Origin of the sequence: Arthrobacter sp. KNU40 (genome assembly GCF_051515115.1) — a bacterium.
Taxonomy (GTDB): domain Bacteria; phylum Actinomycetota; class Actinomycetes; order Actinomycetales; family Micrococcaceae; genus Arthrobacter.
Genome location: NZ_CP195850.1, coordinates 3063394 through 3089905 on the forward strand (window position 1 = coordinate 3063394; position 26512 = coordinate 3089905).

The window sequence follows — 26512 nt, forward strand, 5'->3', positions numbered from 1 at the left end:
GGCGGAGGAAGGTAGAGATTGCAAGTTATCGACCGTCTGACCGCTGCTTACGGCACGCGCCGCAAGCAGCCCGGACATCAGGGTCCGCTGCGAAGGGCGAGCCACGTTGCGGACCTGGAAGACCAGGCTCCCACTCCCCCTTGTGAGCAGACCATGACTGTCAACCTCGTCACTCAGCTTGAAGTAAAGTCGCACAATTCCCCGGATGAAATCCGGCGCCCGGAGAAGACCGTGGTGGAAAACGTCACCGTCGGTGACTACACCATCGGCCGCCTCAGTTTCGAGCCGGGCTGGAGTTGGGCAGATTGCATCAAACCGGTGGTCCAAACGGATTCCTGCCAGCTCAACCACGTGGGTTACTGCATTGCCGGTGCACTGGAAGTCGAGACCAGCGACGGCAAGAAAATCAGCATCTCCAAAGGAGATTCATACACCATTCCGCCGGGACACAACGCCTGGGTCGTGGGCGACGAGACCTACTCGGCCATCGAGTTTGTCAGCGCGGCAGAATATGGAGTCAAGCCCGAGTAGCACCTACCCAACTAGCTCGCAGTTAATGTCGTTTAGAAGCCTGTAAACGACATTAACTGTGAGTCAGTTGGGTGCATCCAGCGCGTCCCACGGAGAGACGAAAAAGGGAACCACCCGCGCGGGTGGTTCCCTTTCCTTGGTGGGCGTCCTACAAGCCTATTCGAAACAAAGTAGCGGGTCCGTCAAGCTTCGTTCCTTGATAGATACCATCCAAGCCAGGCCTGAGGTGGCGCGGGAGGAGTCGCCTATCCCCCGTCACTTCACCCAGCTCAGTGCCGAACAGGCCACGGCACTGGCCGATGACTACCAGGCCGGGATCCGGGTCAAGGAACTAGCCGCCAAGTACGGGATCAGCCGAGAGACCGTCAGCAAGCACCTGCGCCGAAGGGCGATCACCCCACGCAAGGTCGGTCTAGACGCGCAGCAGATCAAGGAAGCAGTCAGGCTCTACGAACAAGGTGACTCACTAGCAACGATTGGTACGCGGATGGGTGTGACTGCTCATACGGTGCGGTCACGGTTGCTTGAGGTGGGCGTGAGGATGCGGAGTTCGTATGAGCATCTGCTTTAACGAGCACAAAGATCGGAGTAAAAAGAGCGGACTACTATATTATGTAGAGAGGGCAGATTCAGAAAACGGGCGAATGCTCTAAAATAACTTTTACTTGGGGATCTAGATGCAATTCGCTAGTGTTTACGCTAATTCAACAACAGAATTCAACCTCGGAACGGGTGACCTTTCGGCGCTTGAGATCCGACCAGCCGGCGACTCGGCTTTGTACTACTTTTATGATACGAAAAGCAGTCGACTCATAACCGACTTTGTACTCGAAGAACGTCCCCGCGTTGCCACCCTTTGCCAAGTTACCCTCATCAAGGGGACGGACGGCTTCTCCCCTCGCGTACGCCTCTGGAAGAAAGACAAGACGAAACGATCAACTGTTCTTGAGCTTGAGGTAGCTGCCACAGACATTACGAAAATCATTAAAGCGTCTGTCGATACAGACAGCTGTCACGAAGCCTTCTGGCAGTTAATCAATTTTCTCGGCACCTGCAAAGATGTTGTTATCCCTCAGGACGCGTTTCGTCTTGTCGCTGGCGACAAGGCACGCCTGATCGAGTCTCTCCAACTCGAGGATAAAGACGTCGTTCTATCCGCCCTCCAAACGGCGCTCGGAGGTTCGCTTACAGAACAGGACATCAATCTACTCGCCAACAGGAAGGCGGAACTGGATCATTTTGAAAAGCTTCTGACAGATTCTGCCTTTTTTGATGCCGAGCGACAGCTCATGGCTACTGCAAGCGGTCAACCAGCAAAAAAGGAGGCGGTGTGGCAGCACTTCTTCGAAAAGAATCCGTGGATCTTTGGCTATGGTCTGAGTCTCATCTCATGCGAAGCACTAGACGATAAGAAGCTAGAGCAAATCACGACAGGAGCTAGCCTTTTCACAGGTGGCGGAAAGCGCGCTGATGCCGTCATGCGATCACGAGGATACATCAGCAGCCTTCTCTTCTGCGAAATCAAGACCCACGAAACTCCCCTTCTCATGGCAGATGCCTATCGAAAGCCAGATGTATATCAGCCCTCTTCGCAATTAACAGGTTCAGTGTCTCAAGTTCAGAAGACGGTTGAGAAAGCTGTTCGCTCAATCGGTCACACCATCAGCGACATCATCGATCCGGACGGTACGCCTACCGGCATCCAGATCTCCTCCACTAAACCTCGCCAGGTCATTGTTGTCGGTAGCCTTGAGCAGCTCATCGAAGATACTGGCATTAATCGTGAAAAGGTTTCGTCCTTCGAACTCTATCGCAACTCGATCCATGACGTGGAAATACTAACTTTCGATGAGCTTCTTGCACGAGCTAGATTTATCATTCAGGATAGCTAACCGCTTGCGAAAAGTGCGCCCGAGTAACAAGTAAGAGCTCCCAAAAAGAGCTTTCACGGTACATAGGTGGATGGATTAACAGGGGTCATGGCGATGTACCGTGAACGAAAATACCTTGGTCGATTCCAACCGCTTTAACGGGGGTCGGACACACCAATCCGCCCACTGCCAGTTATCGACATATGTACCGTGAAAGCAGAAAGAGACGCCTTGCATGCGTCTCTGACCTCTGTAATAATGACTATTGCTAATGATAAGCATTAGCATCTTGGTGGGCGTCCTACAAGCCTATTCGAAACAAAGTAGCGGGTCCGTCAAGCTTCGCTCCTTGGTGGACACCCTCAAAGCCAGGCCTGAGGTGGTGCGGGAGGAACCGCCTATCCCCCGCCACTTCGCCCACCTCGGTACCGAACAGGCTGCGGCACTGGCCGATGACTACCAGGCCGGCATGCGCGTCAAAGAGCTGGCCGCCAAGTACGGAATCAGCCGAGAGACCGTCAGCAAGCACCTGCGCCGAAGGGCGATCACCCCACGCAAGGTCGGCCTCGACGAACAGCAGATCAAGGAAGCAGCCAGGCTCTACGAACAAGGTGACTCACTAGCAACGATTGGCAAGCGTATGGGTGTGACTGCTCATACGGTGCGGTCACGGTTGGTTGAGGCGGGTGTGAGGATGCGGAGTTCGTGTGAGCATCTGCTACCCAAAAACCCTGCCAATCTGAACAACTGACCTAGTCACGACTTGGACGCCAGCCACCCAAATACCTATCGACTAGCTGCACCAGTGGCGTCTCGCCATCTTTTGAACGAAGCACTTCGAGGCTCTGGCGAACTGCTTCGTCCGATCCAAGAATCCTAAGAAGCGGATCCCAAGCAAGAACCACCTCTGTCTTAACTGACCTGGAGTCAAATGACTGTGAACGATTTACCGACTTCGCCGACGTGAACAGGCTTCGCACAAGGCCTGGGTTGCTTAGGGATGGCGGTATATAGTCCTCGCCCTTGCAGTCAGCGACAAAGTAGTAAACGCGCAGCAGATCCCATTCCCTGTCCGGTTCCGGAGAATCCGCAGAAGTAACCGCGTCGACGAGCGCTTGTTCGAACTCTGCGGCGAGCTTTTCGCTGACAAGTTTATGACCGACGCCGTCCCTGTAACCAATGGACTGAATGAACTCCAGCCGCGTGGAGTACGAGCGCAGCACAGGCAGTACGGCCAACGCGGCCTTCTCACGTTCAGACTCATCCTCCAGCATTCGGAACATCCGGAGCACTACCCTGCCCACGGTGATGTCTGGACGGATAAAGTCGAACATACCCTGGGATTCTCGCTCAGGGATCTCCGCGATGCGATTCAGGAGATTGATACTGCCGGGCACGATGCCATCAAGCGGGTAGGCGTTTTCGTATGCTTCAAGAGCCCTGATAGTCTCTTCGAGCTCGTCTGGCTTGACGGCGTCAAGGAAGGCACCGAACCCATCCGCGTCGGGTAGCAGCGAAAGCGCCTTTTCAGCTTGACGAAACGCAGCTAGTTCAGACGGAGCCGTTCGGTCAAAGTACAGGTTAAGGAAGTCGATGTGGGCAATTCGATGACCACGGCGCCATTCAGTCATAGAGCTGTAACCGTAGCTATAGTTCTCCAAGTAACGCCGTGCTGCCGGGAACACTCGGCTGATCAAGCTACGGACAAGGTCCGACTCATCACCCACACATTTGATCAACTCATTAACCTGCTCCTGCGCTTTGGGGTCATCCTCCCGCGAGCTGTAGTCACCGCTGACTTGAGTAAGGACAGGCCGCATCTTCGCTAGAAGTTGGAACAGTTCCGGCCGAAAAACGCGAACAGACTCGAGGGCGATAAGATCAACCACCTCAACTTGGGCACCCAGCGCTTCAAGTGTGGGGCGAGCCGAAAGACCAAGTCTTGTAACATCTCGCAGGTTTCCGAAGAGTGGCTCAACAATTTCTACGAAAACATCAGGCCAGCGGGATTCATCGAAGCGATTATCCGGGATGTCTCCCAGGATGCGATTCAGACCGGAGAAAATCTCCTTTCGCAGCAGCTCGCGTGGAATCGCTGGCAGTCGAAGCTGAGCTGGACGATCTTCTCAAGATAAGCGCGTCCCGGGACATTCGTCTCGTCAAGCGCCTGTTCGACACGCTTGCGGTCAAAAGCCAGGAGGTACACGAGGTTGGGGAAGCTGGCTGTTAGACGCACGAGTTTGAACATGTCTCGGATCTCGTCGGTTCCAAGACGGTCGATGTCGTCGATGACCACTACAATCGGCTGATCTAGTTCGCGAAGCGCATCTGAAACCTTCTCCCGTAGACTCTTCGTACCCTGTCTACGGTCTTTAGCCCATTTGGCCGCCGCTCGAACCGCCTTGAAGCTCCGATCCCACCAAGCACCCACAAATGGAAGAATCGCGATCGGACTCAGAACGTCACCATAGGCGTCTAGCCCATCGGCAATGTCACCGAAGCTGTCCTTGTTCTTCAGCCTCAGCTCGCTCGCGACTTCCTTGAAGAAGAAGTCGACGAGTTGCTGCGAGCCGGAAAACATCCAGGGATTGAAGTCGATGACCGTCAGGGCAGGCTCCGCGACAAACTGTTCCTTCATCAGATTGATAAATGAACTCTTGCCGTGACCCCATGCACCGAGGACACCTATGACAACCCCTTCTGAAGCGTCTAGGTTTCGGATGCTCTTTGCGAAGTCGTGAGCAATTGTGGTGCGGTCAAGAACATCGTCAGCAGACGAGGTAATTGGGTTATCAATCGGCGGCTTCTGTTGCTCTTCCATTGTCTCACTCCCCGGCATGTCAAGTGATTGGTCCTCATTCATTGCTAGGCAACCATGCTCGATACATGAGAAATAATTGTCGCAAGATCGGCAGGCGGAGAACCAGCGCTCTTCGCGGCGATTCGATATGTAGCCGCATTCTTGCCATCGGCACCTCGTCCCGCGTCTACGAGCGCCCGTCGCTCAATCTCAAACTGAGGCCATTTGGTGGTGACAAAGGTTTCCAGCATATCTTCCATGGCCCAGGCCGTAGTACCGCAAAACCCACTCGGCCAATCTGTCTCCGATTCGCCGAGGAAACGCAGCATTGTTCGATTATCTTTGGAGTCCTTTTGTTCTTGGGCAGCAGCAACCGCTTCGGGCCGACCATTGGCGCGGACTCTCTGACCGGAGTCTTTGTCCGCGTCGAACAAAATGAAGTGGGGTACGCCAAGTCGACGCAGGATTGCCGCTGGCAGCAGGATCTGTCCCTTGGATGTCGCGACAGCTACTTCGACTCCGAGGCTCGATAGCGGCGAATCAGCTTCAGCGGCACCTTCGATGATCGCACGATCGGTCGAGCCCTCCACCACCAGAACGGCCGACGCGAACATCGCATCGCGTAGTTCATTCAGACACGCATTATCGAGCCTGCTTCTTACGGCACTCTCGTCGAGGAAATTGTCCAGCTCCTTCACCACCGCATCCATCGATGCTTCATAGACAATGACCCGAGGACTTGCCGAAGCGTCAGCAGAACGCTGTACTCGTCGAACTTGATCAAAGTAGGTAGGTTCGATGAAGTAGGGGCTGTGCGTCGCATAGCCAACTTGAATACCGGAAGTGGTCTCTTCTGCAAGGCTTCGCAGGACGGTCGCGAATGCCTTTGCCTGGGTCGGATGCTGGAATAGCTCGGGTTCTTCGATCGCTAAGTAGATGACACTTTCATCCTTATTCGCAGCTCCGCGATGTGCCAGAAGCTTTAAGGCTGCGATCAGCAATGACCGTTGGAACCCATGGCCTTGGCGCTCGATGTTGGTTTTAGTGCCGTGATCGTCCACCTTAACGTTGAATCGAGTAGCTTGAGGTTTGAACTCAGCCTGAACAGACCCGACGTCAACAGATCGTCCGGGGGCAAATGACTCCACTTCAGAGGTGAGATCTGCAGACAATGTTCGGAGCTGGCTCGCGAAGTGGCGTTCTGAGATCTCCGCATGTCGAGACGTAAGCTCTTCGTTAAGGCTGCTGAGCTCGTCGTCAGCCGCGGAGCGATCAACTGTTTTCTCAATGATTCGTCCGATGACACTCGTCTTCGTGTCCTGGGCCTCCTCGGACGCCCGAAGGTCAGCAGTTATGAGCACGAAGTCAAAGAGCCCCGATAGACGTCCCTGGCCAGCAAAGCCAAAGAAATTGGTATCCGAAACCTGAGCTGAGCTGAGGAGGTCGGGATGCTCCCTTTCCCATGTGTCCAGCATTGCGTCGGCAGCACCAGCACTCGTCCATTTGGGAAAAGTAAGGTCGCCATGCTCAGCGATAACCTTTTCATAGGCAGCTTTTTTTGGACCTGCACCGGATGCTGCCCTGACTTCCTCAAACGGGCCAAAAGCCAACGCTTTCCCGGTAATCTTGTCCTTGCCATCTTCCCAGATACGCCATACTGAGAACTCGTCAACACTAGCCGGTGCATACTTCTCACCCAGCAGCTCGCGATCGCTTTGTGTAAGTTCACAGAAATCAACCCGAACAACAATCTTCTGCTCAGTGGCGCCCGAGAAGACATCCTCCGCCGTCAACACAGCACTCTTATCACCGTTGAAGAACCAATCTAAGGCCCTCAGGACGGATGATTTACCGACACCATTCGGCCCAATAAGAGTCGTAATTTTATCAAAATTTACATCGACCTTATCCAGGCAACGAAAGTTCTCGATCTCAAGGCGCTTTATTCTCAAGTAGTAATCCCCAATATCCTAAGGAACATATGCCCATATTATGACACCGTCATGAGGACAAACCAAGTTTGTAATTTACATCATGCCGCTCAAAGAGATGGACCAATGCAGACGCTTGGCTCCAGTAGCTATTGGATAGCTAATCATAGACAAGACGACTTATTTGATGCATAACTCATAGTGTGACTAACCGGAGGGCGAAGAGATGGAGGCAGATCAGACCCCACTTACAAGTAAACCGGATGAAGGTGACTTAGCCGGAGCACTACGACCAAGGCGAGCCGTGTCGTACATCCGCGTCCCCACAAGAGATCAGGCTGAACGGGATGGGCATGAAGAAGGATTCAGCATCCCGGCCCAACGCGAAGCGATCCAACGCAAAGCCGAAAGCCTCGGCGCCTTTGTCACCAAGGAGTTCGTAGAGCGTGGTCGAACGGGCACCAACACCAACCGACCGGCACTTCAAAAGATGCTCGCCTACATCCAGGAAACACCTGACATCGACTTCGTCATCGTTCACAAAATCGATCGCCTGGCCCGGACCTTGGTCGGAGATGTTGACATCGGCAAGATCCTGTCAGCGGCCGGTATCCAGCTCGTCTCAACAACCGAGAACATCGACGAGAGCCCGAGCGGCAGGCTGATCCATGGAGGCATGAGCGTTATCGCCGAGTTCTACAGCCGCAACCTTGCTACTGAAGTCCTCAAAGGCATGCGGCAAAAGGCCGAGCGCCGCTTGGTTACCTCAACCGGCACACTATCGATGACCACGGCCGGGAAGTACGCGACGTCATCCTCGACCCGCTGCGGGCACCGCTCGTGCAGGAAGCATTCCGCCTCTACGCAACCGGCGCCTGGGCCATGAGCCAGTAACCTCTCGAGCAAAGGGCTGACGTCACGCGCAACCACCCATCAATCTTCGCGGCCCATGACTGTAGTCAAGTTCCGTGTGGGCTGCGGCGCACCCGCGCAACGCACATTAGAATCTGAACATGTCACAGAATTCGGTCACCATCGTCGATCTGGCTGAGGGTCTTGGTCTTTCCAAAACCACTGTCGCCGATGCCCTGAAGGGATCCGGGAGAGTGTCCGAGAGTACGCGCAAGCGGGTGAGGCAGGCAGCTCTGGAGATGCGGTACGTCTCTAATCGCGCCGCACGGCAACTTAGAACCAATTCAACAGAGGCCCTGGCGCTCTATATCCCCCCTGGCGTGAGGAGCATGTCCTTCTACATGCCGTTCGCATTCGGGGCGGCAGATCAGGCCTCTCGATATAACTATGACCTCACTCTGATTGCTCAACGGGCCGGCGGTACCCCGACGTGGTCCCATGTGGACGGTGTGATCATCATCGATGCGGAAGCGGACGACCCTGTTGTGGAGTCCTTGATCGAGACGGAGGTTCCTATAGTGACGGCTGGACGCATCGCTGGTCTCCCGGACAGCCGTGTCGCTGGCGTCATTGAAATCGAGCACAAGAGGATGTGCAAGGAACTTCTGGACGACTTGAACCGCCGGGGCGCATCGCGACCGGCGTTCATAGCGCCGTTTCCGGGGCCGGCGTATTCTTGGTCTGCGGAAATTCGCGAAGGGTACCTATCCTGGTGCGCTGAAAGGGGGGTGTCTGCAAACATTGTCAGCGTGGAAGCATTTCCGACGAATGCTGAACTGGAGGAGGCTCTCGTTGCCGTCCTGGCTGATCCGGAGGCGGACGCCATCCTGTTCGGATGGCAGGACATTGCTAACCGTGGAGAACTACAGCTGGAGCGTATGGATCGTCAACAAGGCATCCCTATTCTGCTGGCGGCCCTGGCAAGCTCTGAGCAAAACCTTCATACGTCTTATCTGACGGCTCTTGACTTGCGGCCGCGGCAATTTGGCCAGGCGGCAGTGACCTTGCTTCGTGATGTCATTGAGCAACCACCGCCCGAGACGATTCACCGGTTGCATCTTGCGAAGATTGTTTCTGACAGGGGCCCGGTCCTTTAGCCTGCGTCGCGGGCAAGATTGATTTGGGACTTCCGGTTGTCAAATGTTCCCGGACCACGCAAACGCGATCTCGCTTCCGCCGGTGAGCAACTTCGGGTCCAGTCCCGTTCAATTCCTCTCCCAAGGAAGCGGATTGCCTCCTGGGTCGCCTACACCCCTTGACACTCGTAGTGAGCCACACCATACTTACTGAAATGCCGGAACGTTCCGGCACGGGCTTGCCGGAACGTTCCGGCTTCATTCCTCCCTGAAGAAGGCATATATGGAAATGTTCATCGGCTACGCCGGAATCGCGCTATTTCTGGGTCTAATCATCGTGGTCTTGGAGCGCACGCGTCATAAGGACAAGACATTCAGTGAGTATGCGACAGCCGGGCGGTCGTTTGGCCCCTTTTTCGGCACCATGGCGTTCACGAACACATGGATGCCCGGAACGGTTTTCATTTCCTTTGCGGGTCTGGCAGCCGGTGCCGGCATCATTGGTTTCTACCTGGTCGCATACTCGATGGCAGCGGTCGCCCTGATGGCTGCGTTGGCCAAGCCAGTGCATGATTGGGGAAGGAAGTTCGATCTCCGGACGCAGGCTGACTTGCTGGGTATGCGCTACAACTCAAAGGCAGTGCGGCTGGTTGCTTCCGGCATCGGCATTATCGCCACTCTCCCGTGGGTCATTCTCGGGATGCAGTCCCTCGCCTTGGTTTTTTCCTATCTGTCCTTCGGGCTTGTGGCGCCATTCGTTGCAGTTCTTATCAGCATCGGGGTTATCGTTTTCCGGCAGATTTGGACTGTCAAGTACGGCATGCGCGGGGTCGTAATCAGCGACATGGTGCAAGGAATCTTCGCATACTTCATTGGGACGATGATTGCGGTCGGACTTATCGTCTGGCTCCTGGCCAACGGTCATGGTTTCGGAGAGGTTGCCCCCGAATTTTATACGTTGCCCGGAATAGGCAGCGAGTTGGGACCGCTGTACACCCTGTCGATCATCCTCACCGGAGCCGCAGGCAGCTGGTGCTGGCCGGATATCTTTGTCCGTCTTTTCACTGCCGACAGCGTCCGTACGATCAAGCGCACGGCGATCCAATCTACCCCGTTGGTTCTCATCTTCGGCACGGCGGTGTGCCTTGTGGCCTTGCTGGCCTCCAGCATGCCGGACGTGGCAGCGGCACCTGACAATGTCTGGTTCATTACAGCCAGCATCGGCGGTGTTGGCCTGGTAACGCTGGCAGCCATCTGCGTCGTAGGCGCGACGCTCGGCAATGTCGGCGCCAACCTTCAGGCACTCGGCACGCAAACCGCGAACGATATTGTCGGCGTCGTGCAGGGCCACCGCATGGAGGATCCGAAAGTCGGCAAAATCGCGGTTGCCGCCATTACCGCCGTCTGCGCCGTTGGAGCTTTCTTCACTGCCAATACAACATCCGGGCTCGTCGTCCTGGCTTTGGTCTCCTATCAGGGCATTGTTCAGCTGGCCCCAGCACTCTTCCTCGGAATCTTTTGGAAACGTGGCAACGCGACCGCCGCCGTGGCGTCGATGATCAGCGGATTCGGCACAGCAGCGGTTCTACAGGTCCTGTACCCGGTGTCGATTCCTTGGCTGGGTGGACTGACCTCCGGCGTAGCCGCATTGGCCGTCAACCTCGCCGTTTACGTGATCTGCTCATACGCTGCGCCCGGCAATGCCGCGGAGACAGAGCGCGTCAACCAGCTGTGGCGGGTCCACAAAGGGATCACCTACGGCGCTCCGGACCTCATCGACTCCCCGAGTCACAACAGCTGAATCTGTCGACGTTCGGTCGCCTGACCTCAGGCGGCCGAACGTTTTCCGGACTACCTGAAAGAGAAAACCTGATGCTAACGTCCCTGGCTGACGCCCGAAGTCGCTCCAGAGAAGACACGCGACACGCCAAAGATCTGGCTTTCGCCCGCGCCCGCCTCGCTGCCGCAGACACTGGCGCCTTCACTTCCTTCGCCCCGCACCCGTCGGCGGAGACGGAAACGCCCTCAAACCCGCAGGGCATACTCAGCGGTGTCCCCTTTGCAGTCAAAGACAACATCGATGCCGTCGGACTGCCCACGACGGCCGGGACCAAAGCCCTGAATCGCAACCTTCCCGACCGCAACGCCAAGGTAGTCCAGCAGCTCTTGGACGCCGGCGCGTACCTGGTGGGGAAAACTAATATGCATGAACTCGGGCTCGGGGTAACGAGCAACAACGGGTTTTATGGGCCAGTCCGACACCCTGCCAATCGTTTGCGCAGCCCGGGTGGTTCCAGCGGAGGCAGCGCCGTTGCCGTAGCCTCCGGCGCGGTACCTTTTGCGTTGGGCACCGACACTGGCGGATCGGTGAGGATCCCCGCGTCCTTTTGTGGCATCGTGGGGTTCCGCCCAACCCTAGGTCGCTACAGCACCGAAGGGCTGGTCCATATCTCCTGGACCAGAGACACCATTGGAGTCATGGCCGGCTGCGTCACTGATATTGCTGCCATTGATGACGTGCTGACCTCCAATAAGCGCCTGTTCAAGCCTCTCGACGCGGCCGTGCTGCGCCTTGGCGTTCCGCGAGAGGATTTCTACAACGACTTGGACCCCGACGTAGCCTGTGTGATTGAGAAGGCTCTTGAGAAGCTCGCCGATGCAGACGTCAAACTCATCGAAGTGGATATGGGCACGCCTTGCGCAGATGCCTTGACTTCCGGATTCCCCATCGTCGACTTCGAAACCGAAAAAGCGGTGACCCGGTATCTGGAGACGCTGTCCGCTCCTGACCGTCCAACGTTTGAAACTGTAGCGGCCACTGCCGCCTCGCCCGACGTCCACCAGTTGCTGCAGCGTCTTCTGGACGAACCCGTCTCGCCCGAGGCCTACGCAGAAGCTCTTGAACTCCGCGATCGGTTAAGAGCCACCTACCGCAGGGTGTTTGCTGACAACACAATACATGGGCTCATCTATCCGACAGTCATAACCACCGCACCGCTAATAGGCGAAGACGCGACTTTCATCCACAACGGACGAAGGGAGGACGTGCTCAGAACCCTGGTTGCGAACGCTACTTCCGCGGCCGTGGTTGGCTCTCCGGCCATTTCGATACCTGCCGGCACCACAACTCAGGGGATGCCAGTAGGGCTCACGCTTGACGGACTCATGGGTTGGGACCGCATCGTCTTATCCGCCGCGGGAACCGTGGAAGCGACGCTCGGCGAGTCCTTCAGCTTCTGCCCCTCATACGGGGCAAGACCCCGCCCTGCATAGCTTCAGAATTCCCTCACCCTAGAAGGCCGTTCCATGGAGAAACAGGACCTGACCATCGGCTTAGTGGATTCGAACTGGGCTGCCAAAAAGGACGATTTCGGGATACCCGGGGAGCAGGGCCCACACCGGCTCCACCGTGATTGAAGATCGCAAGAACGGCCTGCTGGGCGCGTCCCTGCTGGTGGTGGCCGCGAGGGAGCTGGCCAACCGGTTCCACGGCGTGCTCCACACCTCCGATGGGCAGCTCAAGGTCTACCCGCCCACCCGTGGCGGGTCTCCCCGGTAACCTGCTGTTGGATCTGCGCAGCGCCACCGAGGCCGAGGCCGACGCCGTGTTGCACAAACAGATTGCCGAAGTCGAGCTGAGCGCCAATGTGCTCATCGAGAAGCAGGCCCCGCATTACTGGTCGGTCGCTCGACACCAGTTCGAAGGCGTGGCCATGGCTGAGGACGTTGGAGAGGAACTGGGTCTCCCCCAACGGCCTGGTCAAGGCCCTTGCCGGGCACGATCCTACTTACATGAAGGACATCGTGCCCACGGTCATGCTGTTCGTGCCTCGTGTGGATGGGATCTCGCACAACAAGCACGAATACACCCACGAGGAGGACATCGCCGCGGGCACCACCATGCTGACCGCCGTCGCCGAACGCCTGTGCTCTGGAGCGCTTAATACCGATACGCCCCACGAGTCCGTGTCTTGGCCGGTTCATCGGGGCTTATATCCGACTTCATCAATCGGCAACACTCATGTCCTTCCCCTAACCATTCACAATGGTCACGACGTATAAGGTCGCACCACCGGAGCGAGGGAGCCGGACGGGTCCTGCCGTGCCCGGAGTTGGGGTGGCTCTTCGGGGAAGACTCCAGGGCTGGCCAGCCTTGCATCTGGGAAGACTTCGCGCGCGAGCTTGGCCGATCCTCTGTTACCCCACCACTTGTCGGTAGAGAAAGTGCACCTTCGAGAGCCAATAGTCGCAGAATTACTTCCCGACCGACCAAGGACTTTTCGAAGCGTTGCCCTTTGCAAGCTCTTCTTGAACAGGCTCCTGAAGTTCCTTCCACTTCTGGTTACTTTCGATGAGCTCTAGCAAAGAGTAACCGTCCTATTCCGTCGTGCGGGGCTGTGTGGATTCACATTTTCGCGCCTGAAAATATGGAAATCATGCCATTGTTCTGTGGTGTGCAACACATCAGAGTTGAACCATCGTCTATTTGACAGTCTCATCCACCGCACCCTCCGGAGAACCTGATGTCCCAATCCGCAGCCCATATGTCCGGCGCCAGTGCCAGACTTGATCTTGCCAAGATGCGCAAGATCGCCCTTGCCAGCGTTATCGGCACCACCGTCGAGTGGTATGACCTTTTCGTGTTCGGAACAGCGTCGGCCCTCGTGTTCAACAAGATCTTCTTCCCCAGCTTCGATCCGCTCGTCGGGACCATGTTGGCGTTTGGCACCTTCGCTTCCGCCTACATTGCCCGCATGGTGGGCGCCATCATTTTCGGCCATTTCGGTGACCGTCTTGGCCGCAAGTCCATGCTCCTTGTCTCGCTCCTGACGATGGGCGCCGCAACGTTCGCCATTGGGCTGCTGCCGGACTACAACAGCATCGGGATCATGGCACCGCTACTCCTGCTCCTCCTCCGTGTCATCCAAGGCCTGGCCCTCGGCGGGGAATGGGGCGGAGCCGTACTGATGACGGTTGAACACGCACCTCCTGCCCGCCGCGGCTTCTACGGCTCCCTGGTCCAGGTGGGCGTTCCAGCAGGTACCTTGATCGCCAACGTCGCCTTCCTGATCGTGGCCTCGACCGTCAGCACCGAGGCCCTGTATTCCTGGGGATGGCGTATCCCGTTCCTCGCCTCCGTGCTCCTGGTCACCGTGGGCATCTACATCCGCCTGAACATCGAGGAAACCCCGTCCTTCCAGGCCGTCAAGACCGCCGGGGCCAAGGCCAAGCTGCCCTTCGCCGCCCTCATGGCCAAATACTGGAAGCAGGTTGTCCTGGGCGGCATCGGCACTCTCTCCACCGGCAGCACCTTCACCCTGTTGGTCGCCTCCGGCGTCTCCTACGGCAAGAAGGAACTCGGCCACTCCGAGAGCCTCATGCTCTGGGTCGTATTGGCCTCCTGCATCCTGGGACTGTTCCTCATCCCGTTCTTCGGCAGGCTTTCCGACAAGTTCGGCCGCAAGCCCATTATCTTCGCCGGCGTTGCCGCTGAAGCCGCTCTCGCCTTCCCGATGTTCTGGCTCATGGACACAAGGTCCGTTGCCCTCATGTTTGTCGCGTACCTCGCCATGATGACGGCGTTCTGCGCCAACTACGGGCCCATCGCCACGTTCCTGGCCGAGCTCTTCGGATCCAAGGTCCGCTACTCCGGCCTGTCCGTGGCATACATGCTCTCCGGCCTGCTGGGCAGCGCCGCCACCCCGTTCGTCACCACGTGGCTCCTCGGCATGACGCACCAGAGCTCCTCCATTGCCTGGTACATCATGGCCGCGGCAGGGCTGTCCCTGGTAGCACTCTTCCTCCTGACCGAGACCCGACACGGCAACATCGATGCCGTCGAGGAAGCACCTGCCGAAACCGCGGTAGCGCGGTGACGGCAACCACCATCGTGCGCCTGGCCGGTATCCCCGGCCAGGCGCCCGCCGTCGGGCCTTTCTCTCCGGCGGTCATTGCCAACGGATTCGTGTTCACTTCCGGCCAGATTCCCGCGATCACTGGTCTTGACGACCAGCCTGACACCTTCGAAGGCCAGGTCCGCCAAACCATCGAGAACCTCGCTGGCGTCCTCGAAGCGGCCGGATCCAGCCTGCTGCACGTGGTAAAAGTCAACACCTACCTGACCAGCCAGGAGCAGCTTGAGGAGTACAACCGGGTGTATGTGGAGTACTTCGACGCCGCCAAGCCCGCACGCACCACCGTGAGCGTCAGCCTGTGGGGAGTGTCCCTCGAAATCGAATGCCTAGCCGTGCTGGCTGAAACCCAGGAGCCCACCCTATGACCCAGACGCTCCTGCAGGACCTGACTGCTCTCAGCTATCCGACCATCGGCCACTTCCTCGAAGGCGGCTTCGTCTCCCCCGACATCCAATCCCTTCTGGAAGGCGTCAAAGTGGCGGGACCCGCGGTGACGGTCAGGATCGCTGACCGTGACGCGATCGCCATGAACCGTGCGCTCCTGGCCCTCCGTCCCGGCGACGTGCTGGTGGTGGACATGCTCGGCGACCACCGGCATGCGCCCATCGGTGCAGTCACGGCCGCCGCGGCGCATGCCCAGGGCGCGGCCGCCGTCGTGGTCGACGGGGTGGCGACAGACGTCCAGGAACTGCGCCAAACTGGCCTGCCCGTGTTCGCGCGGGGGACTTCGTGTCTCACCACCAAGCGCGTGGGCAACGGCACCTCGGCCGTCAACGTCCCCGTGCACTTCGGTGGCGTGAAGGTCAGCCCGGGCGACCTGGTCCTCGGCGACGACAACGGACTGATCGTCCTGTCTCAAGAAGCGGCCGCAGGTGTTTTGCAGCAGGCCCTGGAATCGGATGCGGCAGAGCCGGCCATCCTCGCCCGCATAGCCGCCGGTGAGTCACTCGACACGATCCTCGCCCTCTGAAATCACCCCGCCATGCGAAGGCACCACCACGTTCCGCCCGTAACTCAGTAGCTGTACACGGCCCGCTCTACGACGTGGTGGTGCCACCTCATTGCCGTATCACCCAGCACATAAAGAAGCACATAAAGACAGCCCGGCGGCAAGGACTACGGGGCTATTGCCGGCTTCTGGCGGCAACCGCACAATAGTCTGCACCAGTTCTGGAGAAACAAAATGTTCCGTCTTTACCTAGTAGCGACATCCATTCTGTTCGTCGTAGGGCTCGCATGCACGATCCGGGCGAACAACACGGCCTCGCTCGCCTCTTCGTTGCTGCTGCTTATTCTGGGCGCTGCCGGGCTTTCCGCCGGATTTATGTCCAGAATCGACGGCAGGTAGTGAGTCTCGTCAGTTAGTCTCGGCGCGCGTCCGGCATCGGAACGAACCAAACAAGGACAATGCCCCTTAGCGTCACCCGCTTCCGGCACATGCTGACGACGGGTGTGCGGCCCCCACCAACTGGCGCTTCCTCAGGGTTTCAACGTCGAGGGCCCCGCACGATTTCTGGGGACAAACCGTTCCACGCCCAGCACGTCCTCATTCCCGAGGCCGACGGTTGCCGGCCGGTTCACGGATAAAACAGGCTGCCGGCGCTGGTGCCCCTATGTCTGCGCATCAGTTCATAGTCAATCCAAACGACAGAATTCCAGTCCGCCTCGCCGAGGTTTCCATCGGGTCAGCCATCGGAATACGGGGCGCAGCTTCGGCGTCGCCGCCATGGACTCTTCCAGTCCATGCACTGGCAGGACCACCCGGAGCATTTCTGTGTGGAGCTGCAGTTGTGCCTAAAGCCCTTGCGGTTTATTCACTGTGCCGCGTCGGCACCCAACGCGGTCTGCCGACGACCGCCAACCTCCTGACAAATCCGATCTTCGCCAATGACATCAGTAGCGTCGGACCATTTCCCATTGACTGATCCGGGAAACTGGGCTCTGTCCTCGCGGCCGCCAGGAGATGGCCCGGACGAGGAGGCCAGGTTGCTGTAATCGTTGGCTACGGGGAAGGATCCATCCAAAAGCCTGGATTCTCTTGATCGCCGATTGGGGCGTCGGGGTGGAACGGTCTGAGCGCAGCTGAGGCTGGAGACGGCATGTCCTGCCGTGTCCAGCCTCAGTTGAATCGCGTTAGCTTCAGATGTGTGGTCGATATCTTGGCGCACGCGCCTTTCAGGGCCAGCAAGCCTTCATCCCATGAGGTCCGTTTCCTTGCCAGCATCGTGTAAAGGGCACTGTAGCGGTTGATGTGGGATAGCCGGCGCGACGCTTCAACTAACGCTGTCACTGCATCTACCGGGTACCTGACCGAGTCCCTCCGCCGTGGGGGACGATCCTGACCCCATCACGGTGGTCAAGCAAGTGCCGGCTTCCGACGTCCAACCGCCGGACCCACACAATCTTGGAATCCGGGGTCATTGCATCAATGACGGCCCTGTAGCTCGTGCCGTCGGGCCCGATAACGTCAACGTCGGTTTTCGGTTCCAACTCGGTCCAATCTTGCGGGGTGTTGGACACTTGTTCCTGGACGGGAGCGATTCTCCTCAACGGGATGACTCCTTCGTGTGCGGATGGATGAGTTCGACTGCGGGTGCGCGGTGCTGTCATTTTGCCCCGTCGAGGTCGCCGCGGCAGAGGCGGGCGAGGACTTCGGTGAGGAGGTCCACGCCGGCGCAGGCGTCGTGGTCGTTGGTGTATTCGCGTTCGTTGTGGGAGATCCCGTCGACGCTGGGCACGAAGAGCATGACCGTGGGGACGATGTCCTTCATGTTGATCGAGTCATGGCCGGCGAGGGTGAAGACGGGTGCGTTGCTGAGCTCGAGTTTGTCGGCACATTCGCGTGCCAGCTCGACGCCGGCGGGCTGGTAGGGGTTCAGGCCCCAGGCGTGGGACTGGTCGACGACGATGGTGACGTTGGCCTCGGACTCGATCCGGGCGATGCCTTCGTGGAGCAGCTTCTGGGCGGCGGCGAGGACTTCCTCGTCGGCGCTGCGCAGGTCCATGACCAGGTCCACCCTGGACGGAACGACCACGGGTGAATTCGGGTAGACGTCCAGCTGGCCGACGGAGGTGTGCAGGACCGCGCCGGGGAAGGAATCGGCGATCTCCCGCAGCAGCACCACCAGCATCGACGCCCCGAGCAGGGCGTCCTTGCGGTCGGCGATGACGGTGGAGCCGGTGTGTGCCTGCTCGCCATGGACGGTGACGGTGTATTTGGCGGCGGCCCAGCAGGAGTGGACCAGTCCTATCGTGGTTCCGGTGTCTTCCAGGGACCGGCCCTGTTCGATGTGGATCTCGGCGTACGCGGCCGCCTGGGGGCCCGGGCCGGTGCCGAGGTGGCCGATGGCTTCCAGTGCCTGGGCCACGGTGGTTCCGTGCTTGTCCCGGACCGCGAGTGCCTCCTCGACGGGGAGTTTGCCGGTGTACACGGAGCTGCCCATCATGGACGGCGCGAAGCGGCAGCCTTCCTCGTTGAACCAGTCCACGATGGCCAGGTTGTACTTGGGTGCTTCCCCGGTGCCGGCGGCCAGGCGCCGTCCGGCATGCAGGGCCGCAGCGACGCCGTAGGCGCCGTCGAACTTGCCGGCGGTCGGCTGGCTGTCCAGGTGGGAACCGAACAGCACATACGGGGCTCCCGGGGTCCATTCGAGGAGGGCGAAGACGTTGCCGGTCCGGTCGACTTCGGTCCGGAACCCGTACTGCCCGGCCAGGGACGTGAACCAGGTACGGGCCTGCGCGTCCGCCGGCGTGGCTGCCTGGCGGTCCACGCCGTGCCCGGGGGTTTCGCCGATCACGGACAGGCTCCGGAAATCGCGCAGGAACGCCCGGGCGTCGGCTGTCGTGGTGGTGCTTTCAGCGGTGCTCATGGTGATCAGCTTTCCTTCGAGTCGTTGCCGTAGAGGCAAAGAGGGGCCGCAGCCCGGGGATGATGGCGCTCACCCCCGGGCGTTTCACAGAATCTGGTCGGAATCGACCAGCCCCGTGCTTTGCGGGATTCAGCGGTGGGACGTGGTGACGGACTTGATGCGGGTGTAGTCCTCGAGGCCGTAGACGGAGAGGTCCTTGCCGGTGCCGGAGTGCTTGAACCCGCCGTGCGGGGCTTCGGCGGGGATCACCTGGTGGCAGTTGATCCAGACGGCACCGAAGTCCAGTTCGTTGGACACCCGGGTGACCACGCCGTGGTTGTCGGACCAGACACTGGACGCGAGGGCGTACTTGGTGCCGTTGGCGAGTTCCAGGGCTTCTTCCTCGGTGGCGAACGGCTGGACGGTCAGTACCGGGCCGAAGACCTCGTCGCACACCACTTCGTCGGTCTGGAAGACGCCGTCGATCACCGTGGGCTCGAAGTGGAAGCCAGTGCCGGTGCGCTTCCCGCCCGCGAGGACGCGCGCGTTGGCTGGAAGTCGGGACATGAAGCCTTCCACCCGCTCCAATTGGGCGGCGCTGTTCACCGGGCCCAGATCCGCGCCGTCACCACCAACCTTCAGTGCGGCCGCCGCGTCGGCCAAAGCCTGCGCAAACACTGAGTGGATGTCCTCGTGAACCAGCACACGGGTCACCGCGGTGCAGTCCTGCCCGGCGTTGAAGAACGCAGCGAGCGCGATCTCCCGGGCGGTGCGTTCGATGTCGACGTCGGCGAACACCACTGCGGGTGCCTTGCCGCCCAGCTCCAAGTGGACCTCCTTGAGGGTCTTCGACGCCGCGGACATTACCTGCGCGCCGGCCCGGGTGGAGCCGGTGATGGAGACCATCTCAGGGATTTCGTGGTCCACCATTGCTGCACCGGTTTCACGGCCACCGCAGACGACGTTTACGACGCCGGCCGGGTAGACCTGTTGGGCCAGCTCACCGAGGATCACCGTGGACCAGGGGGTGGTGTCGGCAGGCTTGAGGACCAGCGTGTTGCCCGCGGCGAGGGCTGGTCCGATCTTCCAGATGGCCATCATGAACGGGTAGTTCCACGGCGTGATCTGGGCGACCACACCAATCGGCTCCCGGCGGACGGTGGAGGAGAACCCTTCCACGTATTCCGTCTGCGCCGTGCCGGACACCACGCGGCAGGCACCAGCGAAAAAGCGCAGCTGGTCCGCGCCGCGGAGGATCTCCAGTTCCTGTGTCAACGCCGCAGGCTTTCCTGTGCAGGCAACCTCGGCTTCGAGGAGGCGGTCAACGTTCGCCTCGATGAGGTCCGCGAGTCGCAACAGCAGCGACTGGCGTGTTCCCGGCGTCGTGCGCTTGTACTGTTTGAAAGCGGCGGCAGCTGCTTGGAAAGCAGCGTCGACGGCGGCAGCGTCGCTGTCCGGCGCGGTGCCGATCTGCTGACCAGTAGCGGGATCGAAGAACGGCAGGCTGGACGCTGCGTCCACGGCCTCGCCGTTGATGATGTTTTTGAGCGTAATCACGTGGGTCTCCAGTCAGTCAGGGGAAGGCTCAGTCGGTGGAGGTCTTGGGGGACCGTGTGGTGGGGTCCTGCGGCAGGTGCAGCAGTGCGGGAAGCCCGGAGTCGGCGGCGCGGCGGAACGCGGCAGCGAAGTCTTCCGTGCGGTCCACGCGTTCCCCGTAGCCGCCGTAGGAGCGGGCCAGCGCGGCGAAGTCCGGGTTGGTCATGTGGGTTCCGGAGGGCCGGTCCGGGTAGTGGGCTTCCTGGTGTTCGCGGATGGTGGCGAAGATGCCGTTATCCACCACCAGGACAATGAACGCGGCGCCGTAGCCCATGGCCGTGGCGATTTCCTGGCCATTCATCATGAAGCAACCGTCGCCGGCAACGGAAATGACCTGGCGGCCCGGGTACGCCAGAGACGCCGCCACCGCCGCGGGGATGCCCATGCCCATGGCGCCGTTGCGCGGGGCTGCCAGCGAGTTCGCGGAGTTGTGCTCAAGGTAGCGTGCGGGCCACAGGGCGTGGTTTCCTGCACCAAAGGTGAGGACGGCGTCGTCGTCGATTTCTTTCTTGAGGACCTCCATGGCGACGCCAAGGTCAACGCCGATGCCGCCGTCGGGCCGAGGCGTGGAGAACTTCAGGTAGTCGGCGCGGGCGGTGGCGAACCAGCCGTCTTCAGGTTTTACCGTTGCGTCAGTAGCGGCCAGCGCCGCTGCGAACGCGGTGACGTCCGCGATGATGTGCTGGTCCACCCGCCCGAAGTGGCCCAGGAGGTTCGCGTCTGCGTTCACCACCACGGTTTCGGCGTCGAGCCCGCGCTTGTAGCCGTCGGACAGGACGTCGCCGCGGACACAGCCAACAAAGACGATCAGGTCCGCTTCATCGAGACGCTCGGCGTTCGCGTCGCTACGCCCGTAACCGAGGAAGCCCGCGTAGGCGTCGCTGCGGTGCGGAACGGCGTCGTAAGCACGAAAGTCGGCCAGGACCGGGACGCTATGCTTGCTCGCCCAAGCCGCCAAGTCCTCGCCGGACTCCTGCGTCCAGCCTTCACCGCCGACGACGATCAGCGGCTTGCGCGCGCCAGCCAGCCGCTGCTCCAACTCAACGAATTCCGAGGAGGACGGCTCCGGGCGGGCCACCTTGCGGGGCTCAACGATGGCGTCCTCTACGACATGCACAAGAACATCTTCGGGAAGGCCGATGACCACGGGACCGGGCCGGCCGCTGAGGGCGGTGAAGATGGCGTCGTCGACCACGCGAGCCGCGGATGCGGCGTCGTCGAGGGTCACGACCTTCTTGGCGGTGCTGCCGAACCAGGCGTTGATGTCGAATTCCTGGAAGGACTCGCGGCCACGGTCAGCCACCGGGATCAGGCCCACGAACAGGATCATGGGAGTGGCATCCTGGTGCGCCGTATGGATGGCGATGAACGCGTTCGCGGCACCCGGGCCGCGCGTCACCATGGCCACGCCGGGCAGCTCCGTCAAGCGGCCTTCAGCCAGCGCCATGAAACCGGCACCGCCCTCCTGTCGGGCCACAACATTCTGGATCGGCGAGCCATGCAGCCCATCAAGAACGTCGAGAAAACTCTCACCAGGAACGGTGTAGACCCGCTTGATGCCGGCCCGCTCAAGTTGGCCCACAATCAAGTGGCCTGCGGTAGTAGTGCTCAATGCTTCTTACCCTTCTCTGCTACATATGTGATGCGGATCTCCGATTCCATGGTGCGCGCAAGTTGCTCGAAAAGAACTAGCTACTCGTCGCGGAAAAGCCGCGTCAAATTGTGCACCCACACAAATCCCCATCTGAACGCGTTGGGTTTCCGGGCCGATCCCAACACCAAGGATCCCGCTGGTGCCTCCACCCTCCGGCTGACCGGACAGGCCAGAGTTGCCGCCAGACACGCAGTTACAGAACACGACCACCAAGAAGAATGCACATCCCAACCACCCAATGACGCGGAATCGGGCTACAGTATTCCTTCACACCTTCTGGAGGCACCCTCTGGAAGTTGCACCTAGGATGTGAAAATGCACAATGTCGAGATCCCGGGCGAAGATGCCCGCTGGACCGAGCTTGTCGAAGGCCTGCAAGAACGACTGGATGACATGGTCAGCCATTTCCTCGACCGCGTAGCCGAGATCCCCGAGTACGCCGACGACCGGGTCAGCTTTGAGGACATGCGGGATACAGCCCACGAAACATTCGGCCGACTCGTGGACGGTCTTCGCGAGGAAAAATACCAACATCCAGAACACAACGGCGGGAAGAACACACTCGTGCAATTCGCCGGCGAGCTCGGAGCCAAACGGGCCCGGGCCGGAATTTCATCGGAGGCATTGATCTCCGCGGTCCGCCTGGATTTCAGCATCCTGTGGGCCGAACTCTTATCCGTCGCCGATCAGGCGGACGCTGTTCTGTTGACTTCGCGCGTTGACCGCGTCTGGCGGGTCGTCGATGAATTCGCCACTCGAACGCACTCTGGTTACGGGGCGGAACGCGTCAGAATGGCCCAGGAGGAGTCGAACATCCGAAGGGAGTTCATCTCCAGGCTCTTCAGCAAAACGGAACTTTCCGCCGAGACGATCAGCCAGGCAGGCGCAGCCCTGGCCACCGATCCGGAATCAACGTTCTCGATTGTCGCGGCCAGCGGGGAAGCCGCGTCCACGCTCCGCAGTGTCGCCTCGACGGGAGGCTGGAACCAGCCATCCCACCGACTATTCATTCACGAGTTTGGAGGAAGCACGTACGTCTTCTGGGCGCTGCCCCGAACGGCCGGAACAAAACGGCCCCACCAAGCACAGCCCTATCGACCGGCAGCCATTGCCCGAATCCCCTGCGGAATCGTTGAAGGGTTTGCGGGTTTCAGAGGCCTTCCCGCAGCTGCGCGAACCGCTGAACGCCTCGCACTGCTTCTCAAGCCGACAGACCGCGGACCACTAACAACTGCCGCAGCCTGGGCCCGGCTGGCCAAACAACAACTTCGGGACGCCGGGCTGGACCCCTGGACGGACCTCAACGCCGCCCTCCAACAATGCCGCGCCGGGGAACAGGAACGGTTGGAGGAGACCGTCCGCCATTACCTGACCACCGGCAACATCACGACGACATCCGAGCAACTGTTTTGTCATCGCAACACCATCCTGAACCGTCTTACTCGATTCCAGACACTCACCGGGATCAACTTGGATGTTCCGGAGCAGGCCGCGCGGCTGGTTGTCGCTTGGGCATAGAAGATCGGATCAACCAAGAGCGTGTGACGAACGAAGGTTGAACGGAGCGCCGATCAGGCACTCATCCCGGGACGCATGAAGAAACTGATGTGCCGATCGTCAGGTCACCAAGCGGCGGCCATCGCAGATTGAGTGGGCCCTGCTCGCGTGGCGCGATCCGCAACGGACGGAATTACTCCGGCAGACTCGTGCGGAGTTCACAGCTTCGGGTCCGGCCATGCACTCAAGGTAGTTCTTCGTACACTATTTCGCGGCGCCGATTGGCTTTCCTGCCATTGGCTTCGCTTCCGCACCTTGGAAAGATCAACAGTGTTGCCGATGTGGCATCACTCACACCTGTGGTCTAAGCGGCCGTCGCCGCGCTTCCAATGAACTTGCCAGGCCCCATTTCGCCCAGCGCCCCACCCAAGGTAGGAATCTCCTTGCTGCAATCACGCATTCTTCACACTCCCGACGCCCCTGCACTGCCGGTGCTGTCTCAGGCAATTGCCACCGAGCACTTCGTCCTGACCTCCGGACAGGTCGGGATTGATCCGGACACGGGCACCGTTCCGGAATCATTCACCGACGAAGTCAGACAGGCTTTCAGGAACCTTCGGGAAGTGCTCCGGGCCGGAGACTGTTCAATGGCGGACGTTGTCCGCACGTTCTGCGTCCTCACCGACGCCGCACAATTGGCTGAATTCAACGACGAATACGTCAACTGGTTTCCCGGCGACAAGCCCGCCAGGACGACTATTGTGAGCGGGCTCGTTGGTTCCTTCCGCTTTGAAATCGAGGCCACCGCTCTGAGGAACGCGGCGTGACCACCCCGGCACCCAAAGTGGTCGTGATCGGCGCCGGAGTCATCGGCCTCACCACCGCACTGGCAGCCGCCCACGCTGGCCATGATGTGAAGGTCATTTCCGCCCAACGTCCCGAAGAGACTGTTTCTGCGGTTGCCGCAGCGATCTGGGCGCCCTATCACGCCGAACCCGCCGCCTGGATCAATCCCTGGGCGGCCGCCACGTTCGACATCCTGGCCCGGCTTGCCGACACCACCCCGGAAGCCGGCGTGCAGATGCGAGAGGGAATTGTCGTGAACCGGGAAGGGTCCGCTCCCCTGGCCTGGCCGGAAACTGTCGCGGGAAACCGGCCGGCATTGCTCTCCGAACTGCCCCGCGGCGCGTCCAGCGGGACCGTGTGTACCGTACCGATCGCCACGATGCCGACATACCTCAAGTGGCTGCAGAAGGAATGCACAGCACTCGGTGTCGCATGGGAATGGCGTACCGCACGTTCCCTTGTCCTGGAAGCGGACCCCGGGGCCGTGATCGTCCTGGCCACCGGGCTTCAAAGCCTCGGACTGCACCCGGATGACGGAATGTACCCGGTGCGAGGACAGGTCGCCATCATCGGCAATACCAAGGTGGACCGGTGGATCATCGACGACGCCAACCCGGCAGGGCCCAGCTACATCATCCCCCGGACAGATGAGATCATCTGCGGAGGCACCGCCGAAACAGGGGCCGCCAGCCTGGCCCCGGATCCGGAAACACAAAAGCGCATCCTTGAGACCACCATGGACCTGTCTCCCGGTTTGTCCAAAGGGACATTCCTGGGCAGCAGAGTCGGACTGCGCCCCGGGAGGCACCTGATTCGACTCGAGCTGCGGGATGAGAACGGAATTCCGGTGATCCACAGCTACGGACACGGCGGCTCCGGAGTCACCGTGTCCTGGGGCGTGGCGAATGCCACCCTCGAGCTGATCAACACGGCAAGCCAACACCCCAGCAACTAGCGCACCATTGCCGGCCCGGGCCTACGATACGGGCGCCCGGCCACCCCTAACCTGCACTTTCGAACCACTCCAACCGGCACCGTTCAATGCCGAACAGTGCCGTGCACCACCTATGAAAGGATCCCCATGAAAAAGCTCACCGCAACGATGGCCGCCGTCGCTGTCGCCAGCGCACTGATGACCACCGCCTGCTCCAACAACCCCGCGGCGGAGGCCAGCAAACCGGAAGAAACAGCCTCATCCGCTGTGGCACCCAACCCGCCGATCCAGACAACCAAGGACGACAAAGTCGCCGCCCTGCTGCCCAAGAGCATCCGCGACAAGGGAGAAATCAAGGCCGCCGGGAACATCCCGTACCCGCCGTACACGATGTACGACACGGACAGCAAGCCCACAGGCTTCGACTATGACCTCTCCCAGGCGCTGGGGCAGAAGCTAGAGATCCCCGTGTCCTACAACCAGCAGGCCTTTTCCACGATCATTCCCTCACTGCTGTCCAAGAAGTACGACGTCATCCTCAGCGCCATGAACGACACCCCGGAACGGCAGAAAACGCTGAACTTTGTCGACTACACCCACGGCGGCTTCATCATCCTGGTGAAGGCCGGAAACCCGGACAACGTCAAGGCCCTGCTGGATCTCTGCGGCAAGACGGTATCCGTCCAGAAGGCCACGGTGCAGGGTGACCTGTTGCGGGGCCTTGAACCACAATGCAAGACGAAGGGGAAGGACGGAGTCCAGGTCCTGGAGCTTCCCTCCGATCTCGACGCTCAAACTGCCTTGCGTGCCGGCAAGAGCCAGGCTTACGTCGTCGATGCTCCCGTTGCCGAATATGTCGTCAAGACGGCTGGCCAAGGCAAGGCTTTTGAACTGGTCCGCGACCCCGAATTCCCGGCCGGATACCTGCCCGTTTTCAGCGGCATGGGCAACCTGAACACCGACCCCCAGTTCACTGAGGCATTGCGCGCCGCCTTCCAGGCGCTGATTGATGACGGCACGTACAAGAAGATCCTGGACCGCTACTCGCTGACGTCCTACGCTGTGCCGTCGGCCGCAGTCAACCAGGGAAAGTAGCCTCCC

At 59.8% G+C, this 26512-nt stretch carries 24 protein-coding genes; 17 read left to right on the plus strand and 7 right to left on the minus strand.

The features are described 5' to 3' along the window. Window positions 1-18 precede the first annotated feature (18 nt). The 4 genes from ACSKT0_RS14110 to ACSKT0_RS14125 all read left to right on the plus strand — a co-directional run bounded on the left by ACSKT0_RS14110 (window position 19) and on the right by ACSKT0_RS14125 (window position 3153). Window positions 19-531, plus strand: a complete 513-nt coding sequence (locus ACSKT0_RS14110; protein WP_437770357.1) for a cupin domain-containing protein — start codon at window positions 19-21, stop codon at window positions 529-531. 196 nt (window positions 532-727) lie between these two features. Continuing rightward, a complete protein-coding gene (locus ACSKT0_RS14115) occupies window positions 728-1102 on the plus strand; it encodes a hypothetical protein (protein WP_437770358.1) in 375 nt (124 codons plus the stop codon). A gap of 106 nt (window positions 1103-1208) precedes the next feature. After that, window positions 1209-2423 carry a Shedu immune nuclease family protein gene (locus ACSKT0_RS14120; RefSeq protein WP_437770359.1) on the plus strand — a complete coding sequence of 405 codons (1215 nt, stop codon included), beginning with the start codon at window positions 1209-1211 and terminating at the stop codon, window positions 2421-2423. Between the two features lie 250 nt (window positions 2424-2673). Next, window positions 2674-3153 (plus strand): hypothetical protein, encoded by a 480-nt coding sequence (locus tag ACSKT0_RS14125; RefSeq protein ID WP_437770360.1) that lies wholly within the window; start codon window positions 2674-2676, stop codon window positions 3151-3153. A 1-nt stretch (window position 3154) separates the two neighbouring features. On the opposite strand, the gene ACSKT0_RS14130 is transcribed toward ACSKT0_RS14125, so the two are convergent. The 3 genes from ACSKT0_RS14130 to ACSKT0_RS14140 form a co-directional block, all read right to left on the minus strand. Then, a complete protein-coding gene (locus ACSKT0_RS14130; protein ID WP_437770361.1) occupies window positions 3155-4291 on the minus strand; it encodes a hypothetical protein in 1137 nt (378 codons plus the stop codon). A gap of 161 nt (window positions 4292-4452) precedes the next feature. Then, entirely contained in the window at window positions 4453-5223 is a 771-nt protein-coding gene (locus tag ACSKT0_RS14135; RefSeq protein ID WP_437770362.1) for a KAP family P-loop NTPase fold protein, read from the minus strand. Window positions 5224-5267: 44 nt separating this feature from the next. Continuing rightward, window positions 5268-7154 carry an ATP-dependent nuclease gene (locus ACSKT0_RS14140; RefSeq protein WP_437770363.1) on the minus strand — a complete coding sequence of 629 codons (1887 nt, stop codon included), beginning with the start codon at window positions 7152-7154 and terminating at the stop codon, window positions 5268-5270. 283 nt (window positions 7155-7437) lie between these two features. Between ACSKT0_RS14140 and ACSKT0_RS14145 the strand changes: the two genes are divergently transcribed. The 9 genes from ACSKT0_RS14145 to ACSKT0_RS14185 all read left to right on the plus strand — a co-directional run bounded on the left by ACSKT0_RS14145 (window position 7438) and on the right by ACSKT0_RS14185 (window position 16006). After that, window positions 7438-8019: a recombinase family protein gene (locus tag ACSKT0_RS14145; protein WP_437770364.1), complete on the plus strand. Its 582-nt coding sequence runs from the start codon at window positions 7438-7440 to the stop codon at window positions 8017-8019. 127 nt (window positions 8020-8146) lie between these two features. Then, the gene (locus ACSKT0_RS14150) at window positions 8147-9142 is read left to right on the plus strand and encodes a LacI family DNA-binding transcriptional regulator (protein ID WP_437770365.1); all 996 of its coding nucleotides are present in this window, start codon (window positions 8147-8149) and stop codon (window positions 9140-9142) included. Window positions 9143-9404: 262 nt separating this feature from the next. Continuing rightward, window positions 9405-10922 carry a sodium:solute symporter family protein gene (locus tag ACSKT0_RS14155; protein WP_437770366.1) on the plus strand — a complete coding sequence of 506 codons (1518 nt, stop codon included), beginning with the start codon at window positions 9405-9407 and terminating at the stop codon, window positions 10920-10922. Window positions 10923-10993: 71 nt separating this feature from the next. Beyond that, complete coding sequence (locus tag ACSKT0_RS14160; protein ID WP_437770367.1) at window positions 10994-12394, plus strand: amidase family protein; 1401 nt, start codon at window positions 10994-10996, stop codon at window positions 12392-12394. A gap of 136 nt (window positions 12395-12530) precedes the next feature. After that, a complete protein-coding gene (locus ACSKT0_RS14165; RefSeq protein ID WP_437770368.1) occupies window positions 12531-12680 on the plus strand; it encodes a hypothetical protein in 150 nt (49 codons plus the stop codon). A 167-nt stretch (window positions 12681-12847) separates the two neighbouring features. Continuing rightward, the gene (locus ACSKT0_RS14170; RefSeq protein WP_437770369.1) at window positions 12848-13183 is read left to right on the plus strand and encodes a M20/M25/M40 family metallo-hydrolase; all 336 of its coding nucleotides are present in this window, start codon (window positions 12848-12850) and stop codon (window positions 13181-13183) included. 461 nt (window positions 13184-13644) lie between these two features. After that, a complete protein-coding gene (locus ACSKT0_RS14175) occupies window positions 13645-14997 on the plus strand; it encodes an MFS transporter (protein WP_437770370.1) in 1353 nt (450 codons plus the stop codon). Continuing rightward, a complete protein-coding gene (locus ACSKT0_RS14180; RefSeq protein ID WP_437770371.1) occupies window positions 14994-15401 on the plus strand; it encodes a RidA family protein in 408 nt (135 codons plus the stop codon). The genes ACSKT0_RS14175 and ACSKT0_RS14180 overlap by 4 nt, the downstream gene beginning before the upstream one ends. Then, on the plus strand, window positions 15398-16006 hold the full coding sequence (locus ACSKT0_RS14185; RefSeq protein ID WP_437770372.1) for an RraA family protein: 609 nt from the start codon (window positions 15398-15400) through the stop codon (window positions 16004-16006). Before ACSKT0_RS14180 ends, ACSKT0_RS14185 begins: the two co-directional genes overlap by 4 nt. A gap of 1325 nt (window positions 16007-17331) precedes the next feature. Here the strand turns inward: ACSKT0_RS14185 and ACSKT0_RS14190 are convergent. The 4 genes from ACSKT0_RS14190 to ACSKT0_RS14205 all read right to left on the minus strand — a co-directional run bounded on the left by ACSKT0_RS14190 (window position 17332) and on the right by ACSKT0_RS14205 (window position 22092). Continuing rightward, on the minus strand, window positions 17332-17586 hold the full coding sequence (locus ACSKT0_RS14190) for a hypothetical protein (RefSeq protein ID WP_437770373.1): 255 nt from the start codon (window positions 17584-17586) through the stop codon (window positions 17332-17334). Between the two features lie 56 nt (window positions 17587-17642). Continuing rightward, a complete protein-coding gene (locus tag ACSKT0_RS14195) occupies window positions 17643-18905 on the minus strand; it encodes a M20 family metallo-hydrolase (RefSeq protein WP_437770374.1) in 1263 nt (420 codons plus the stop codon). Between the two features lie 129 nt (window positions 18906-19034). Beyond that, window positions 19035-20441 (minus strand): gamma-aminobutyraldehyde dehydrogenase, encoded by a 1407-nt coding sequence (locus ACSKT0_RS14200; protein WP_437770375.1) that lies wholly within the window; start codon window positions 20439-20441, stop codon window positions 19035-19037. A 28-nt stretch (window positions 20442-20469) separates the two neighbouring features. Beyond that, window positions 20470-22092, minus strand: coding sequence for a thiamine pyrophosphate-dependent enzyme (locus ACSKT0_RS14205; RefSeq protein ID WP_437770376.1), 1623 nt, complete (start codon window positions 22090-22092; stop codon window positions 20470-20472). A 357-nt stretch (window positions 22093-22449) separates the two neighbouring features. On the opposite strand from ACSKT0_RS14205, the gene ACSKT0_RS14210 reads away from it, so the two are divergent. The 4 genes from ACSKT0_RS14210 (at window position 22450) to ACSKT0_RS14225 (ending at window position 26506) form a co-directional block, all read left to right on the plus strand. Next, window positions 22450-23652, plus strand: coding sequence for a PucR family transcriptional regulator (locus tag ACSKT0_RS14210; RefSeq protein ID WP_437770377.1), 1203 nt, complete (start codon window positions 22450-22452; stop codon window positions 23650-23652). A gap of 422 nt (window positions 23653-24074) precedes the next feature. Further along, entirely contained in the window at window positions 24075-24458 is a 384-nt protein-coding gene (locus ACSKT0_RS14215; protein ID WP_437770378.1) for a RidA family protein, read from the plus strand. Beyond that, window positions 24455-25432 carry an NAD(P)/FAD-dependent oxidoreductase gene (locus ACSKT0_RS14220; RefSeq protein WP_437770379.1) on the plus strand — a complete coding sequence of 326 codons (978 nt, stop codon included), beginning with the start codon at window positions 24455-24457 and terminating at the stop codon, window positions 25430-25432. The genes ACSKT0_RS14215 and ACSKT0_RS14220 overlap by 4 nt, the downstream gene beginning before the upstream one ends. 126 nt (window positions 25433-25558) lie before the next feature. Beyond that, on the plus strand, window positions 25559-26506 hold the full coding sequence (locus tag ACSKT0_RS14225; RefSeq protein WP_437770380.1) for an ABC transporter substrate-binding protein: 948 nt from the start codon (window positions 25559-25561) through the stop codon (window positions 26504-26506). The last annotated feature ends 6 nt before the right edge of the window (window positions 26507-26512 follow it).

Bases quoted from the DNA above. Each gene is read 5' to 3' on its own strand.
- ACSKT0_RS14120 (WP_437770359.1), top strand. From the start codon at position 1,209: ATGCAATTCGCTAGTGTTTACGCTAATTCAACAACAGAATTCAACCTC.
- ACSKT0_RS14125 (WP_437770360.1), top strand. From the start codon at position 2,674: ATGATAAGCATTAGCATCTTGGTGGGCGTCCTACAAGCCTATTCGAAA.
- ACSKT0_RS14135 (WP_437770362.1), bottom strand. From the start codon at position 5,223: ATGGAAGAGCAACAGAAGCCGCCGATTGATAACCCAATTACCTCGTCT.
- ACSKT0_RS14150 (WP_437770365.1), top strand. From the start codon at position 8,147: ATGTCACAGAATTCGGTCACCATCGTCGATCTGGCTGAGGGTCTTGGT.
- ACSKT0_RS14155 (WP_437770366.1), top strand. From the start codon at position 9,405: ATGGAAATGTTCATCGGCTACGCCGGAATCGCGCTATTTCTGGGTCTA.
- ACSKT0_RS14160 (WP_437770367.1), top strand. From the start codon at position 10,994: ATGCTAACGTCCCTGGCTGACGCCCGAAGTCGCTCCAGAGAAGACACG.
- ACSKT0_RS14175 (WP_437770370.1), top strand. From the start codon at position 13,645: ATGTCCCAATCCGCAGCCCATATGTCCGGCGCCAGTGCCAGACTTGAT.
- ACSKT0_RS14185 (WP_437770372.1), top strand. From the start codon at position 15,398: ATGACCCAGACGCTCCTGCAGGACCTGACTGCTCTCAGCTATCCGACC.
- ACSKT0_RS14195 (WP_437770374.1), bottom strand. From the start codon at position 18,905: ATGAGCACCGCTGAAAGCACCACCACGACAGCCGACGCCCGGGCGTTC.
- ACSKT0_RS14210 (WP_437770377.1), top strand. From the start codon at position 22,450: ATGCACAATGTCGAGATCCCGGGCGAAGATGCCCGCTGGACCGAGCTT.
- ACSKT0_RS14225 (WP_437770380.1), top strand. From the start codon at position 25,559: ATGAAAAAGCTCACCGCAACGATGGCCGCCGTCGCTGTCGCCAGCGCA.